Raw genomic sequence first — 15037 nt, forward strand, 5'->3', positions numbered from 1 at the left:
TGGCATTACCAATGGATTGAGTGGGTTACATGATTCAAACCGAGCAAGGATGCGTTGTTGAGACCTCAGTCATCACCAACTGCCGCTACAAAAAACCAATCGCAACCATCAACGAAGATGGTGAGGTTGTTATTGTGTACAGCCCGCATGATCAGAAGACTGGCGGAACTCTGATCAAAAAGGTCACGCTGCTAAACATGGTTGCGTACAACGACAAGGGGGAGGTGCTGTCCTTTAAGCCCATTGACGTAGCCAACAACTTCATCCTCAGCAAACACCTCAATGACGGCGTACAAAAGTCGGATCGGTACTCACAGGGATTGGCAATGTACTTCCAGTTCGTTCTGGATAGCCAAGCTGAGTGGGATGCCGCCTTCGAGCGGGGCGATGTCGACCCCGAGTGGGGGGATGTGCGTCCTGACTGGAACCACTTCCCACGCGCAAAGTCAGAACGCCTGACTTATCAGTTTCGCGACAAACTCAAAGAGCTTGCCACAGCCAGTGATGGGGCAATGGCCAAAAGCGTGGCCAAGAGCTACCTAAGTGCCGTTGTAAGCTTTTACAAATACTGGCTCCATCGCTCCCCCCATCTGATCTCAGGTGAACCGTTCGAGTTCGAGAACATCAGCCTACTTCTCGATGCTGGCGCAACGAGCATGAAACGCCATTACGCCAAGCAAATCCAAACCACAGATCTGCGCCTAAAGTTCGCTAAACCAAGCCTTTCCGGTGGAACATCGCTCGACCACCTCCGTCGTGACCTCAAGCCATTCACAAATGAAGAGTGGCGAGTACTGCACAATGTCATCGAGAAATCACGCCGAGTTATTCGCAAGGGAAAAAGTGGCAGGTTGGAGTCACTCCCCATCGAGTATTCTCTGCACTTCATGACTTGTCGCTTCACCGGATTGCGTTCCGAAGAAGCAGCCAGCCTTCACCTTGGCCAAATAGTTCGACCTGCCACCAAGATTGAAGAGGGGCGGGAGGTGTTCACACGAGGGATATTGAGTTTGGGTGTGGGCGATCAGTACGGCTCATGGACGAAAACGCCTGAGGCTGGCAACAAATCACGTACCACCATCATTCCCGCCAAACTGATGCAATCCCTCTATGAGTACACGCAGTCTGAGCGTTACAAGAAACGTCTGGCCAAGTTTAAGCTCTGGTGTGAGCAGCAACATGAATCAGGCAACACGGCGTTGTTTGAGGGGCATGACGGCGTTAACCGAGATCGGCATTACCTGTTCATTTCACAGACGGGTAAGCCGATGATGCTCAGCGTCAATGAATTCAGCAACCGCTGGACAGAAGTCCGGGACACAGCCAATCGCACCGAGGGGGTGCAGCGCCCAATCGTTGGCTCGCTCCACAACTTAAGAGCCACCTTTGCCGTTAATGTGTTCCGCCACCTCCTGAAAACGATAACACCGGACGATGCACTCGCTCGGGTTTCCTCCCTGTTGGGTCACGAAAATTACGACACCACTTTGATGTATCTGAAGATCGCGCAAGACCATCCTAGTGCGGATGAAATTTACGAAGACATTCTGAATTACACCGGGGTATTCGATGACTGGGAGGGTGCCCAATGAGCCGCAGACGCATCAGGATCGAACCCACCCAAATCGTTAAAACGGCCAGTGTCAGCACCCTGTCCATTGATGGCATGGAGTTCCGCACAAGTAATGGGAGGTCATTTCACCTAAAGCGTCTGCGCTATCGGTGGGTGCCAACACTGAGGCAGATCGAAAAGCACCCCGAGGCGCTGGTGAATGCGGAGCGAGACGACCAGATCCGTAGCTTACACAAGTTGCTGCAATCAAATCCTAACCGGGCATTGGCTGAGCTTAGAACTGGTGGGCTAGTCTATTTTCGCTACCTCGATAGCTTCAATTATTCAGGCGACCTGTTTGATATAGACACCATGGATGCAGCCCTCAAACACTTCAACAGGCTCGCATTAACAGGGGAAGCACCATCAGCAGCAACGCATGTTCTAGCCTTTCTACAGTATTGCCTCGGCTTGATGGGGCGAGCAGCCGACCGCCGCAAGTTGCCCAAAGTGAAGAAACCTGAAGCCAGCGGCAGACAGGGGGCATTGGATGCTGCGTCCATTAAGCTCGTTGCCCAAGTGCTGAGGAAGGGTCAATCGGGGTTCGCCAAGCACATTGAGGACGGCACGATACCGGAGATCCATCCCTGTTTTGACGAAGCGATCTTTAATAACACCGCCAAAGAGCAGGGTTGGTCGCCGAGGCAGTGTGCCGATAAGAAAAAGGGGCTGAGGTACTTAATGCGGCCATCGCAACGAGGAGGGAGCGAATACTTGCAGTCCTCGGCTCTGACAGCGCAGCAGCTTGAGTTTAAGCCTATTGCCGATCATGCCAGCCGCTGCGCCCTGTACACCTTCTTCATGCTCACTGGCATGAACTTCAGTGTGCTGGCCTCAATGACATTTGGCGATGTCACATTTACCAGCATCCACGGTGGGCGATACATTTTTCGTGGCCTAAAAGCCCGAGCTGGCTACAAAGAGATCGACAACTCTTTGGGCCTTAGCAAACACACCAAAGAGATGATCGAGGCTTGGTTTTCGACATCAAAGCAGATCTATCGGCGAATGGGCCATGAGCCAACAGCGGGCAAGCCGCTGTTCCCGTATTTCACTCGCAATAACGAGGTTTGGGATTTCACCCAGTGTGGCACCAGACCTCAAAGTATCAACTTAGTGATTGAAAAGGTGGTTGGGATCCCAATCTCTGCCAGCAAGTTCAGGAACACCAAAGCGGACATGCTGATGCGTGCGACCGAAAGTGTGTTTATTGTCAGTCAGGGCTTAAACAACACCGTCAAGGTCGTTGAACGTAGGTATACCAGTGGAGTGCAAGGTGACCATGAAAACAACCTCAAAGCCGTAAACGACGCTCAGTACGCCATTGCCAAGGGTGAGGAATTTTCAGCGGCGGTACAACAGGCAAAAGTGCTCAACAGCGACATTCTTTCCGACTATGACTACAAACAACGTCTGATGCGTGGTAATGCCCCGAAAACCACACTGACACCCTCGGGTATCCGCTGCCAAGGAGCCAGCCCGGACAAACTGATGTCCGAGTCTCGGAAAGCAAAAAATATGGGGTTCCCGCTGTCAGAGGGAGCGGAAAAATGCACCGACTTCCTAGCCTGTTATGACTGCGATAAGCATATGCTGATCGCCTCTGAGACGGACATTTGGCTGATGCTGTCCTTCCAGACTCAACTGGCGAGGATGGAAGACATTCCCGCCAAAAACTCTGCGCCAAAAGACAAGGCGAGGATGATTGAAGCGGTGATCGCAAGAACCCTGCAAAGAATGCAGGAAAAGGCTCCTAAGGCATATCAGCAAGCGGTCGAACGGATTGACCGAGCCGAATATCACCCGCTCTACAAGAGCCACATCAGCATCCAGTATTTAGTGGGGTAAGAATCGATGAACATGGCATTGCATCAGGTACTGCCTGAGCAGGAAGAAAACCCGTTTGTCTCGTTCAATTCAGCGGGGGAAGGTAAGTCCCGACTGTACGATGAAATCTGGGATTTCACAGCGCTAGCGCAACCAAAGCGGGAGGTTCGATTCACTGGGGTTGACCTGACCCACCGGCACAACATTCAGCGCCTGACCGCCCAGTACATGCAGCACAAAATAGCCCAGTCGAGCGCCAATCACTTCACCGTACACGCACTGGCTAGGTTCAAGGATAAGTTATGGGGCATCGCCAAGCACTGGGGCAAATCGGATTACTCTTTACTCTCTCATGACTGGGAGTGGCGTGACTGCAAAGCCTCTTTGAAGGGGAAATACGGTATCGAGACTCTGAAAGCTTTTGCAGGGATCATTAACGCACTGCATGACTTGGGGGTGACGTCCCGCCATACCACAGAGCGGGAAATGGTGGTGCTGAAGCATGTGGAGAAAACCGAACAACAGCATGTGGCTTTCCCTCCGGCCATGCATGCCCATTGGTTGACCGCAGCGGTTGAAATTGTTGAGAAATATCATCCTTACCGACAGGAAATCTCAACCTGCATGATGGAGTATACACGCCAGATGCTTGCCATTTATGACCAACATTTGGTGGAGAGTGGTACTACTGATTTCACACATGACGAACAGGTGAAGACTAGTGCTCGTTGCTGTAGAGCAGCACGCAAAATTGAGGCTGGTTCTAGCGTGCCGGGGCTGAAATGCGACTCGGATGCCACCTTTGTTTCCCGATTGGTGATGGCCAGCTTTATGGTGGTGGGGTTGTTTTCCGGGGCAAGAAAAACCGAACTCGTCTCGATGAATCCAAAAAGTTACCAGATAAAAGACGGTATCCCGGTGCTGATGGGTTTGACCTCGAAAGGTAACGAAGGGCAACCCATCACAGCGGTTTGGCAGACCCATCCCATTGCCAAGCAAGCGCTGGAGTTGGCCTACGACGCAACACAGTATGCACGAGAACTGCACAAGGTAATTTTGAGTCGGCATCGGGCCAAAGGACGTATTGATGAGGATCGCTATCAACGCGCCATGGTCGAATTGGGAGCTGCGTTCATACCAGCAGCCCTGCGCAACACGGCATTCGATGGCCAGCTCCGTACCTCTTATCACCTGAGCAGTATTGATAAAAGCTTTAACGCAGAGCGCTATTTCCAACCCGCAACGGCTGATGACGTCCGAGAGTTTGATTTGCTTAACCCATCCAGAGCCGGAGAGCTGGAAGTCGGCGGTTACTCCACCAAGTTTTCACCTCACGATATGCGGCGGTCTTTCGCTGTTTTTCTGGTGCGGAACAAACTGGGGAATTTGCTGACCATCAAGCACCAGTTCAAACACAAAAACCTCTCGATGTCTGGGTGGTACGCCAACAATGCCGAACTGGCCCGCATGGAAGGGATCATGCTGGATGGCGAATTGACGGCAATGTTTGATGAAGCCATGGAAGATGTGGCTGTCGATGCGCTGGATGAGGTGTACAACGAGTCGAGCCACTTATCTGGGGTGGAGGGAGAGCGCATTGCCAAGTCCAAGGAGGAAGCGCTACGTAGGGGTGAAACCATCCTGTTAAGTCGCAGCGAATTGCGGGCTCTGGTCAGAAGTGGCGACAAGTCCATCGTTATGCTCCCAACTGGATCTTACTGCACCAACCCCACCTGTGAGCGCCTGTGCTCCATCAGTCAATTCCACACTGAGAGCAAGCCCTGTGAGCACGAGATCATCACAGACCGAGGGGCACGAATTAAAGCCAGAGAGCACCGGAGTCTGGTCGAGAGCTTCAGGGAGATGAACGCCATGGAGGACTACGCGCTCTCCTCCATTCTGGAGGGGGAAAGACAGAAAATTTTGTATTTGGAGCAGACGTTGACCCAACACAATATCGACTTTGAACCCTTCAAGGATGAGATTAAGGCGGTAATGGCATGAGTGAGCAACTGAAATTATCCGAGGCACGATTACAGGCGGCTTTTGAGCGTTTGGTGTCGGGAAAGCCGCTTAAGGTAAAGGCCAGCGGCAGGCTGACACTGAACAAAATCAACAATGAGGCTGGATTCGCCAAAGGCTATGTCCACAAGTTCCCTGAGTTTATGGAGCGGATTAAGCCGCTGATCGAGGACTACAACTATAAACGCGAACAAGCACTGGCATCTGGACTGGACATCGAGATTGATGCCCCGTTGTCGGAGATGGATGTCCTCAGAGCCAAATTGAAGAAAGCTGAAAGGCTTAAAGAGAAATACCGTACTGAGCGTGACAATGCGGTTGAGGCAAGAAAGCAGTTGGAGATGAACTATTCAGAACTGTCATTCCGATACTACGAATTGCAAGAAACAGTTAAAGCGCAAGGTTCCGTTATGACACCAATCAAGCGTTAATGGAATTTTGAGTGAGGCACTCACAAATCTCACTTTCACTGTGAGTGCCTCACATTGGTAAAGGGACACCAATATGTCAGAAAATATGAAAAAAAAGCTACTTGGCCACTATGAAGAGGGGCTTATTGATTTCTATTACCTCTCAAACTGGGCAAACAAAAGGGTTGTAGACTTTTTTTATCTTGATGATGACTGCGTTAATGGTGACAAATACGAGATGAAGGATCATTTCGAACTTAAAGTGAGAAAAATTCATAGCACAGAGTTGTATGCGAAAGCACAAATCTGGGCAGGAAAAGATAAGCGACGCTCTCTGACAGATGAGGAAAAGGCAAACATTCGTTTTCAAGAGTACTCCGCTATGATGGATTTAATCTGTGAGGTATTCACAGATAAAGAGCTTAACAAGCTGTACGCCTCTGTTCGTAAAATCAAATCTGAGCGGAGTAAGAGAGGTGACGATAAGCCCACCAAAATCACCGTACGCTATGGAACAAGAGATGCCCTGAACAGCCTAGCCAAAGAGCGTGGATTAACCATGGATGCTTTGCTTCAGGAGTTGATTAAGGGATGCAATGTGCCTTCTGCGTGAGGTTAAGTGTGACTCTGTAGTTGCACCCTCCATACAGTTGCGCTTCGGGGAGATGATTCGGGTAAGAAGGAAGTTGGCGTTTCTTCCAGAAGGCTTTAAGCCTTTTTTGGCACCTAAATTGGATGATTTCTAAGCTCTATTTTGATACTTTGTAATAGTGTCAAATGAAGTCGAATCTAGGAGAAGGAGAACTTAGTGCGAGTCCACATTATGTCCGATCTTCATTTAGAGCATTTTAATAAGCCTTCTGACTGGATTCCTCCCATAGTCGAAGCTGATGCTCTTGTCCTCGCAGGTGATATTGGGGTCCTCGATGAACCCTATATCGATTGGCTTTCCTCCGTCTCCAAACGATACTCTGCGGTAATAATGGTTTTAGGGAATCATGAGTACTATCAAGATGGATTGACGGTGCAAACCGCTCATAGTGCATGGCTTAATGCTATAGAACGACTAGGGAATGCCTACTGCCTTCAAGACGAGTCTGTAATTATAGATAATGTTCGTTTTGTTGGAACGACACTGTGGACTGACTATAGCGTTCATGGTGAAGAAAGTCGTGGAGTCGGTATGCGACTCGCCGAGCAAAAGATGAATGATCATCGACGTATATCGATGTCAGATTCCATGGGCCAGAGAAGGTTCTTCCCCGATGATGCGCTGTCATTACATCTGAGCTCGAGAAAATATATAGAGAAGACACTAACAACTACTCATTCCGGCCCAACGGTTGTAGTGACACATCATGCGCCTCACCCCGTCTGCATTCATCCTAGATATCAGAATGACCTGCTTACAGTTGCGTACGCTAGTGATCTTGATGAGCTCATTAAACAGCACAGGCCAGAACTTTGGATCCATGGGCACCTCCATAACTGTGTAGACCGTGATGTGCATGGAACAAGAATAGTTTGTAATCCAAGAGGGTATCCTCTAGATATGTGGACTCCGCAGAATCAATGGTTTAAGCCTGACCTTGTCATTTCGGTTTGAAATATCACCCTCCCTTCTCTTAGGTTGACGTCAAAAAAATAATAGTCAGTCAACACTAAGTTCTGCTCACGATTCAGACGTGTCCTAACATCCGCAATGTGCTCAGCTCAAAATACAGAATGACTGCTCGAATCCAGACCAATAAAGAATCATTTCAAGGGCTATTTTTCGCTGAGGTTTTCGCATAAAGAAAGGGGCCATTCGGCCCCTTGGTTGGTGATTGCTTTAGTTGGTGAACACCGCTTTGTGCTCGTGGCCCTGTCCACACATCCAAGTGCGCTCTTTTACGGACTGGATGGAGTTACCGTCTTCGTCTTGTGCTGACGGCAGGGTGCGATACCAGTCTGCTGCCTGAGCCGTGTGACGAGCCATCGCAGCTTCGTCTCCGAGTTCAAAGTTCAACTCTTCGAACAGGGTGCCCGGAGGGTTGTTGTAAAGCACTTCCAGCGCACGACGACCAATTTCGCCGGTAAAATCATCGTAAACCGTGTCTCCACGGTTCTCGCCATGCCCAGTGAAGCCGAGGGCGTGCAGAAGTTCGTGGAAGGCGATTTCTCGCAGCATGTCGTAATCGTCACCAATAACGGCATGGTTCACCATTGCCCAGATGATGTTTACCTTTTGCTTCACATTAGCGGGGAAGGTGAACGATGACCAATCCGCCGGGGTGTTGTATGTCCACATCGTACCGTGGTCTACAAGGCCCGTGGTGCTATCAAAACTGAATGCAGTTTTGATAATGTAGTCACTACGTGAAAAATCCCACGGGTACGGGCCAGTTTGTCCCCACACTCGTTCTGACGGGATTTCAGCAGCAACATCTCCCTCAAAGTCATTGGACTCCCAATTTGCTTCATTTACGAACGGTGAGAGTACGATTGAGCCCTCTATTTCGAGGCCAATTGCTTCGTACGCCCGTTGTACTCGACCGGCTCCACCCCACTCCCAAATGTTCATTGTCATTTCAAGGTGGTTGTATGGGAAGGCGGTGATGCCATCTACATCGAGGGCTTCGAAGCCAACGATTTCATTGATCTCGTTAGCTGCGTCAATGTATGCACGGTAAACCACGGCATCGGTGCCCATGTCGCCGTTGTGGTTGTTCCAGTACAGTTTTACCGGCTCTGGTTGTTGTTCGCTACCGATCCATCGGTGCGTTCGATCTTCGTAACTGTACAGTCCAATGTCGGTGCAGCTGCCCGCATAGATTGCACCGGGTTGCTTAAAACCGTTTGAGCACTGAACGTCACGCAGGAAGTTCAGAACGCGAGTGTCGTCCACTTCCGGGTCAGGATCTGGGGTCGGGTCCGGATCAGGATCTGGGGTCGGATCAGGATCAGGATCAGGATCTGGGGTCGGGTCCGGATCAGGAGTCGGATCGGGATCTGGGGTCGGGTCCGGATCAGGAGTCGGATCAGGATCGACTACCGGAGGCGGGGTAGGGTTCGGGGTGTCGTCACTGGAGCCACCGCCACAACCGATGAGCATCAGTGACAGTAGAAGTGGATAGGACAGTCTTTTGAGTTGTTGCGACATGCTTTTCATCCTGAATTTAGTCGCGGGACAAATAGCATAAAATCACTTAACCAATTCATATTTAGTTAATTATTGTCATCAAGGTCATGAATTCACGTCGTTGGAGCATCCGCCGAAAGATGGGTATCTTTCCACAGCTGATGGCACGTATTCCTCAAGCCAATGGCCAGTTTCAGTGTCAGAGCGGACTTTGGGATGACGAAGGCTTGAGCCGTCTGTGCTCACACGATTAAGCTGGCGAAGAGGCGGCGGTAGGGACCGGCCCCGCGTTAACAACAGAAGCCCCCAGCGACCAGAAGCAGCGGTAGGCGATGGCCCTGCGTTAACAACAGAAGCAGCCAACGAAAACGGAGACGAAGATGAAGATGAAGGCAGAGCGCAAGATCACAGAGGCCAAGAAAGCCAAGCTCGGTGGCATGACGAAGTTGCGTGCGGCGTATCTGGAAGCCAAAGCGGAAGGGCGCGTTCGCAGCTGTCGAATCACAGGTGTGAGACTCAGTTTGTGAACCCCTCACAGCGCTGGCTAGAAATGTGAGGTACTCACAACCAAGAGCTACCCACTGCTAGTCTGGTGTAATAGTGGTGAGCTGGAAGAAAGAATTTCACCACAATTTTTCCAATTAAACCTTATTTGACTGAGTGGTGGCGAAACTCTCATGAAACATAGGGTCTCACCACTTTACTTCAAAGAAAAAACCTAGACTGTTAGTCGATGCCCTTGGCGATCAGCTTGGTTTGCTCTTTGGTCTGGCCCGGCTGCTGAGTGCCACGGGCGATCTTCATCGCCTCAGCGACCACTTCAGGGGAAACGGATTGTGCATTGGTGTTGGCTTTAGCCATGAATGGACCCTCTGTTGCAGTGGCGGCCATTGTAACCAGCGCCGGCAAACTCCTGCCACTGCCCGTCACAGCCGCGCGGCCTGATGCTTGGTCTGAATCGCGGCGGACTGGACAGCCCGGAGACTCAGCGCCATCATCGGGCCAAGCCACAGGAGAGCCCAATGCGCTTTTACCGCCGCCTGCAACCGGTGCAGGCCCTGAGTTTTGACCTCGACGACACGCTGTACGACAACACCCCGGTGCTGCAGGCCGCAGAGCGCCGCCTGTTGCAGCGCCTGCAAACCGAATCCCGGGACCCACGCGCCAGTGACCCTCAGTGGTGGCAGCAGCAGAAAGCCCAAACTCTGCAGCGTTCACCCGAACTGGGGCACGACACCACCCTGACCCGCCAGGCCACACTGGCGCATGGTCTGGCCGAACTGGGCCATCCCGCTCCGCAGGCCGCCAGCAAGGCACTGATGACGCAGTTCCTGATTTGGCGCAGTGAAATCGGCGTGTCGGAGCCGGTGGTTAATCTGCTGCTTGAGCTGGCCGAACGTTATCCGCTGGCGGTGATCACCAACGGCAACGCTGATGTGCGTCGATTCCTGCCCCAGGTGCCCTTTGCCACGGTGCATTGCGCTGGCCCCGACGGACCTCAGAAACCGGCACCGGCCCTGTTCCACCAATGCTGTCAGGCATTGGCGATCGCGCCAGCACAGCTGCTTCATATCGGTGACCACCCCGGCACCGACGTGCTCGGCGCCATCCGCGCCGGCTGCCAGGCGGCGCTGCTGCAGCCGGGCGCCAATGGTCGCATCCGCCCGTCAGGCCCCGCGTTGCCGACCCTGGAGTTTGACTCACTGGAAGCCCTGCGCCAGTGGTTATGACAAGGTATAATGGCGCCCCCTAGAGACTCCGCAGGCGCCAGACATGACCTCCAGATTGCAGCTCGACACCCTTAACGACAAACAACGTGCCGCCGTAGAAGCGGCACCCGGTGCCGTGCTGGTGCTGGCAGGGGCGGGCAGTGGCAAAACCCGGGTGCTGACCCATCGCATCGCCTGGTTGCTGGAGGAGCAGGGCGAAAGCCCCTACGCCATTCTGGCGGTGACCTTTACCAATAAAGCCGCGGCCGAGATGCGCCACCGTATCGAAGATCTGGTGCATGGCCCGGTCAACCGGATGTGGATCGGCACCTTCCACGGCCTCGCTCACCGTCTGCTGCGCGCCCACTATCAGGAGGCGGGTCTGCCCGAGGGGTTCCAGATCCTCGACAGCGACGATCAGCAGCGCCTGGTCAAACGCATTCTCAAAAGCCTGCAACTGGATGAGAAGCGCTGGTCACCCCGTCAGGCGGTGGGCTACATCAACGCCAAGAAAGATGAGGGGTTACGGCCCCAACACATCGACGCCGGTTACCACCCGGTGGAGAAAACCTTTCTGCAGATCTATCAGGCCTATCAGGAAGCCTGCGACCGGGCCGGCCTGGTGGACTTTGCCGAGTTGCTGCTGCGCGCCCACGAGCTGTGGCTGAAACAGCCGCACCTGCTGCGCCACTATCAACAGCGTTTCCGCCATATCCTGGTGGACGAGTTCCAGGACACCAACGCCATCCAGTACGCCTGGATCCGCATGCTGGCCTCCGATGGCAGCCACATCATGATCGTGGGCGACGATGACCAGTCCATCTACGGCTGGCGTGGCGCCCGGGTGGAGAACCTGCAAAAGTTTCTCGACGATTTCCCCGGCGCCCAGACCATCCGCCTGGAACAAAACTACCGCTCCACCAGCACCATCCTCAGCGCCGCCAACGCCCTGATCGCCCACAACGCCGAGCGGATGGGCAAAGAGCTGTGGACCGAGGGGGCCACTGGTGAGCCGATCAGCCTCTACTGCGCCTTTAACGAGCTGGAGGAAGCCCGTTATATCGTCGGCCGCATCAAGCAACACCTCGACGGCGGCGGAGCCCTCTCCGACTGCGCCATTCTCTACCGCTCCAACGCCCAGTCGCGGGTGCTGGAGGAAGCGTTGCTGCATCAGAGCGTGGCTTACCGCATCTACGGCGGCCTGCGCTTCTTCGAACGCCAGGAGATCAAGGACGCGCTGGGTTATCTGCGCCTGATCGCCAACCGCCACGACGACGCCGCCTTTGAGCGCATCGTCAACACCCCGACCCGGGGCATCGGTGATCGCACCCTGGACATCGTCCGCGCCACCGCCCGCGCCGAGGGCATCACCCTGTGGCGCGCCTGTCAGCGCCTGCTCAGTGAGCGCGGCCTGGCCGGTCGGGCCGCCTCGGCGGTGGCCGCCTTTATCAGCCTGATCGACCAGCTCGAAGAGGAGGTGATGGACGCGCCGCTCAAGCGCCAGGCTGACCACGTGATCAACCACTCCGGCCTGCGTGCCATGTACGAGGCGGAGAAGGGCGAGAAGGCCGAAGCGCGGATTGAGAACTTGAACGAGCTGGTGACCGCCGCCGGCTCCTTTGAGCGCCCGGAAGACAGCGAGGAGATGAGCGAGCTGAACGCCTTTTTGGCCCATGCCGCGCTGGAAGCCGGGGAAGGCCAGGCCGATGATAACGACGATGCGGTGCAGCTGATGACCCTGCACAGCGCCAAGGGGCTGGAGTTCCCGCTGGTGTTTATGTGCGGCGTGGAGGAGGGGATGTTCCCCAGCCAAATGGCCCTGGACGAGGGAGACCGACTGGAGGAGGAGCGCCGCCTTTGCTACGTGGGGATGACCCGGGCGATGCAGAAGCTCTACATCACCTACGCGGAATCACGCCGCCTGTATGGCCGTGAAACCTTTGCCAAGGCCAGTCGCTTTATCCGCGAAATTCCGCAGGAGCATCTGGACGAAGTGCGACTGACCACCCAGGTGTCTCAGCCGCGCCAGTACAACCGCTTTAATCAGTCAGAACAGCGCTTTAACGACACCGGTTTCAGCCTGGGCCAGCGCGTGCATCACCCCAAATTTGGTGACGGGGTGATCATCAATTACGAAGGCTCCGGCCCGCAAAGCCGGGTTCAGGTGGCGTTCGACGGCATGGGCGTCAAGTGGCTGGTGGTGGCGTACGCCCGTCTGGAAGCCCGGTAACTCAGGGGTTAATCCGGATCTTAGCCGGTGCCGGTTCGGCATCGGCTGAGCGCCAGATCAGCGCCCCGTTGGTTTCATAGTCGTTCTTGGGCAGGCAGTAGAGCAGTTTGCCCCCCACCTCCAATGGCGCCCCTTCAGAGTACTGCTGGCCCTGATACCAACAGGCACGAACAAACTCGGCACCATCCACCACCGGGATCGGTTTCGGACCTGTGCTGATCACCCGTGCGGGTCGCTCCACCTGAGCCAGGGCACCAGTGGTCACCAGCAGGCCAATCATCAAGACACGGATTTTCATCACTTCTTTCCCCCAAACGACTCATTCCAGACCTTGCCCCGAAAGCGCGGCGACTGTCCAGTCAGTAAAGCGACCCTGAGCCCGGCTCACTGCATCCCAACAATGGTGAAACTTTGTTCTCTTTTACCTGTGCAAAATGTAGCCCACAGCAAATTTTGTCACTTTTCACCTTGTAAATCGTGGGGTTAACCAACAAACAATGCGCTGAAATGTTGACCAGATCGCATTTTTGACAATTGCCTACCCCCCGAACACTCACACTGTGACCCACCCACTCCCCAGTCACGGGTGTAACCAATATGCTGGACCACCTAACAAAGAACGTGACTCACGCGCAACCAAACAATGGCGAGAATCGCCACAACGCCGTCACCGAGGAGACTTCATGTCGTTAGCCGAACGCGCACTCAATAACGCCGCCATCCGCGAAAGCAACAAGATCACCACCCCGCGCTGGATGCTGGACAGTCTTGAGCACGTGATGCAGTACTACACCAAGCGTCACCTGTGTCTCGACACTCAGGCGTGCGATGCGTTTCCGGCGCCGATCCCGGGCCGAAAGTACATGCTCTACATGCATGTGCCGTTCTGCCACACCCTGTGCTCCTTCTGCACCTTCCACCGCTTCCTGTTCAAGGAAGAGAAAGCCCGGGCGTACTTTATCAGCCTGCGCAAAGAGATGGAGATGGCCAAGGCGCTGGGTTACGACTTTGAAGAGCTGTACATCGGCGGTGGCACCACCACCGTGCTGGTGGACGAACTGGCGCGCACCATTGAGCACGCCCGCAACCTGTTCCCCGGCATCAAGCAGGTCTCCTGTGAGTCTGACCCGCTGCACCTGACCTCCGCCGAGTTCACCCAGCTGCATGGCCTGGTGGACCGTCTGTCTGTGGGCGTTCAGAGCTTCAACCGCGACATCCTGGCCCGCACCGACCGCCTGGAGAAGTTCGGCGAGCCGGAAGTGGTGTATGAAAAACTGCTGCGCGCCAAAGACAACTTCCCGATCCTGAACGTCGACATGATCTTCGGCTTCCAGGGTCAGACCGAGGAAGTACTGCAGAACGATATGGATATGCTGACCCGCCTGGGCCCGCGCCAGATCACCACCTACCCGCTGATGGTGACTCACCAGACCCGCAAGAGCGCCAAGGGCAACCTGGCCGCGGCGGATCAGGACATCCGTAAAGATTACGAGCTGATCCTCAACAGCCTCAAAGGCCATTACGATCAGCTTACCGCCTGGTCCTTCGGCAAGAGCAATGAAGAGGGCTTCGACGAGTACGTGGTCAACTACGACGACTACCTCGGCCTGGGTTCCGGCAGCTTCAGCTTCCTGCACGACACCCTGTACGTGAACAGCTTCTCGCTGCGTCGCTACCAGGAACGCATCGCGGCGGGCAAGATGGGCGTGGAGTCCTCCAAGCACTACAGCCGCCATGCGGTGATGCAGTACCGCTTCCTGCTGAACCTGTTTGGTGGCCGCATCTCCAAGAGCTACTTCAAGGATCAGTTCGGTGTCAGCCCCTACCTGGGCCTGGCTAAAGAGATGGCGTTTATGCACGCCACCGGCTGCCTGAAGCAGGACCCCACCGACGCTGACAAGCTGCAGGCCACCCCCAACGGCCTGATGATGGGCCTGCTGATGATGAAGAACTTCTACGCCGGCATGGACAACGTCCGCGCCGAGCTGCGCCGCCCCCTGGGCGCCAAAGACATGTAATGGTTATCGCGAAAAAGGGCGCCCCTGGGGCGCCCTTTTTTTATGACCGGATAATGACAACCCGGACGCCGCTGGCGATAATCCGGTG

General features: G+C 54.3%; 12 protein-coding genes and 1 pseudogene. 10 read left to right on the top strand and 3 right to left on the bottom strand.

Annotation, left to right across the window (positions count from 1 at the left end):
• Positions 1 to 29 precede the first annotated feature (29 nt).
• The 6 genes from FBAL_RS18900 (at position 30) to FBAL_RS20045 (ending at position 7477) form a co-directional block, all read left to right on the top strand.
• Positions 30 to 1592, top strand: coding sequence for a site-specific integrase (locus tag FBAL_RS18900; protein ID WP_013347204.1), 1563 nt, complete (start codon positions 30 to 32; stop codon positions 1590 to 1592).
• Complete coding sequence (locus FBAL_RS18905) at positions 1589 to 3460, top strand: hypothetical protein (RefSeq protein ID WP_013347205.1); 1872 nt, start codon at positions 1589 to 1591, stop codon at positions 3458 to 3460. Before FBAL_RS18900 ends, FBAL_RS18905 begins: the two co-directional genes overlap by 4 nt.
• Positions 3461 to 3466: 6 nt before the next feature.
• Positions 3467 to 5443 (top strand): site-specific integrase, encoded by a 1977-nt coding sequence (locus tag FBAL_RS18910; RefSeq protein ID WP_013347206.1) that lies wholly within the window; start codon positions 3467 to 3469, stop codon positions 5441 to 5443.
• On the top strand, positions 5440 to 5892 hold the full coding sequence (locus FBAL_RS18915) for a hypothetical protein (RefSeq protein WP_013347207.1): 453 nt from the start codon (positions 5440 to 5442) through the stop codon (positions 5890 to 5892). Before FBAL_RS18910 ends, FBAL_RS18915 begins: the two co-directional genes overlap by 4 nt.
• A gap of 73 nt (positions 5893 to 5965) precedes the next feature.
• Positions 5966 to 6484 carry a hypothetical protein gene (locus tag FBAL_RS18920; protein ID WP_013347208.1) on the top strand — a complete coding sequence of 173 codons (519 nt, stop codon included), beginning with the start codon at positions 5966 to 5968 and terminating at the stop codon, positions 6482 to 6484.
• Positions 6485 to 6679: 195 nt separating this feature from the next.
• Complete coding sequence (locus FBAL_RS20045) at positions 6680 to 7477, top strand: metallophosphoesterase (protein ID WP_013347209.1); 798 nt, start codon at positions 6680 to 6682, stop codon at positions 7475 to 7477.
• A gap of 225 nt (positions 7478 to 7702) precedes the next feature.
• Here FBAL_RS20045 and FBAL_RS20555 read toward each other — a convergent pair whose 3' ends face one another.
• A complete protein-coding gene (locus tag FBAL_RS20555; RefSeq protein WP_013347210.1) occupies positions 7703 to 9013 on the bottom strand; it encodes a hypothetical protein in 1311 nt (436 codons plus the stop codon).
• Positions 9014 to 9372: 359 nt separating this feature from the next.
• Between FBAL_RS20555 and FBAL_RS20505 the strand changes: the two genes are divergently transcribed.
• A complete protein-coding gene (locus FBAL_RS20505; protein ID WP_013347211.1) occupies positions 9373 to 9519 on the top strand; it encodes a hypothetical protein in 147 nt (48 codons plus the stop codon).
• A 202-nt stretch (positions 9520 to 9721) separates the two neighbouring features.
• Here the strand turns inward: FBAL_RS20505 and FBAL_RS20125 are convergent.
• A pseudogene (locus FBAL_RS20125) lies at positions 9722 to 9853 on the bottom strand (DUF2956 family protein); the annotation flags it as partial.
• 161 nt (positions 9854 to 10014) lie between these two features.
• Between FBAL_RS20125 and FBAL_RS18935 the strand changes: the two are divergent.
• On the top strand, positions 10015 to 10722 hold the full coding sequence (locus FBAL_RS18935; RefSeq protein WP_013347212.1) for an HAD-IA family hydrolase: 708 nt from the start codon (positions 10015 to 10017) through the stop codon (positions 10720 to 10722).
• 43 nt (positions 10723 to 10765) lie between these two features.
• Positions 10766 to 12931, top strand: a complete 2166-nt coding sequence (uvrD, locus tag FBAL_RS18940) for a DNA helicase II (protein ID WP_013347213.1) — start codon at positions 10766 to 10768, stop codon at positions 12929 to 12931.
• A 1-nt stretch (position 12932) separates the two neighbouring features.
• Here uvrD and FBAL_RS18945 read toward each other — a convergent pair whose 3' ends face one another.
• Positions 12933 to 13229, bottom strand: a complete 297-nt coding sequence (locus FBAL_RS18945; RefSeq protein ID WP_013347214.1) for a DUF1496 domain-containing protein — start codon at positions 13227 to 13229, stop codon at positions 12933 to 12935.
• A gap of 385 nt (positions 13230 to 13614) precedes the next feature.
• Between FBAL_RS18945 and FBAL_RS18950 the strand changes: the two genes are divergently transcribed.
• The gene (locus FBAL_RS18950; RefSeq protein WP_013347215.1) at positions 13615 to 14949 is read left to right on the top strand and encodes a coproporphyrinogen III oxidase family protein; all 1335 of its coding nucleotides are present in this window, start codon (positions 13615 to 13617) and stop codon (positions 14947 to 14949) included.
• Positions 14950 to 15037: the final 88 nt, after the last annotated feature.

Source organism: Ferrimonas balearica DSM 9799, from assembly GCF_000148645.1.
GTDB lineage: Bacteria > Pseudomonadota > Gammaproteobacteria > Enterobacterales > Shewanellaceae > Ferrimonas > Ferrimonas balearica.

Bases quoted from the DNA above. Each gene is read 5' to 3' on its own strand.
- FBAL_RS18900 (WP_013347204.1), top strand. From the start codon at position 30: ATGATTCAAACCGAGCAAGGATGCGTTGTTGAGACCTCAGTCATCACC.
- FBAL_RS18905 (WP_013347205.1), top strand. From the start codon at position 1,589: ATGAGCCGCAGACGCATCAGGATCGAACCCACCCAAATCGTTAAAACG.
- FBAL_RS18910 (WP_013347206.1), top strand. From the start codon at position 3,467: ATGAACATGGCATTGCATCAGGTACTGCCTGAGCAGGAAGAAAACCCG.
- FBAL_RS18915 (WP_013347207.1), top strand. From the start codon at position 5,440: ATGAGTGAGCAACTGAAATTATCCGAGGCACGATTACAGGCGGCTTTT.
- FBAL_RS18920 (WP_013347208.1), top strand. From the start codon at position 5,966: ATGTCAGAAAATATGAAAAAAAAGCTACTTGGCCACTATGAAGAGGGG.
- FBAL_RS20555 (WP_013347210.1), bottom strand. From the start codon at position 9,013: ATGTCGCAACAACTCAAAAGACTGTCCTATCCACTTCTACTGTCACTG.
- FBAL_RS20505 (WP_013347211.1), top strand. From the start codon at position 9,373: ATGAAGATGAAGGCAGAGCGCAAGATCACAGAGGCCAAGAAAGCCAAG.
- FBAL_RS18935 (WP_013347212.1), top strand. From the start codon at position 10,015: ATGCGCTTTTACCGCCGCCTGCAACCGGTGCAGGCCCTGAGTTTTGAC.
- uvrD (WP_013347213.1), top strand. From the start codon at position 10,766: ATGACCTCCAGATTGCAGCTCGACACCCTTAACGACAAACAACGTGCC.
- FBAL_RS18945 (WP_013347214.1), bottom strand. From the start codon at position 13,229: ATGAAAATCCGTGTCTTGATGATTGGCCTGCTGGTGACCACTGGTGCC.
- FBAL_RS18950 (WP_013347215.1), top strand. From the start codon at position 13,615: ATGTCGTTAGCCGAACGCGCACTCAATAACGCCGCCATCCGCGAAAGC.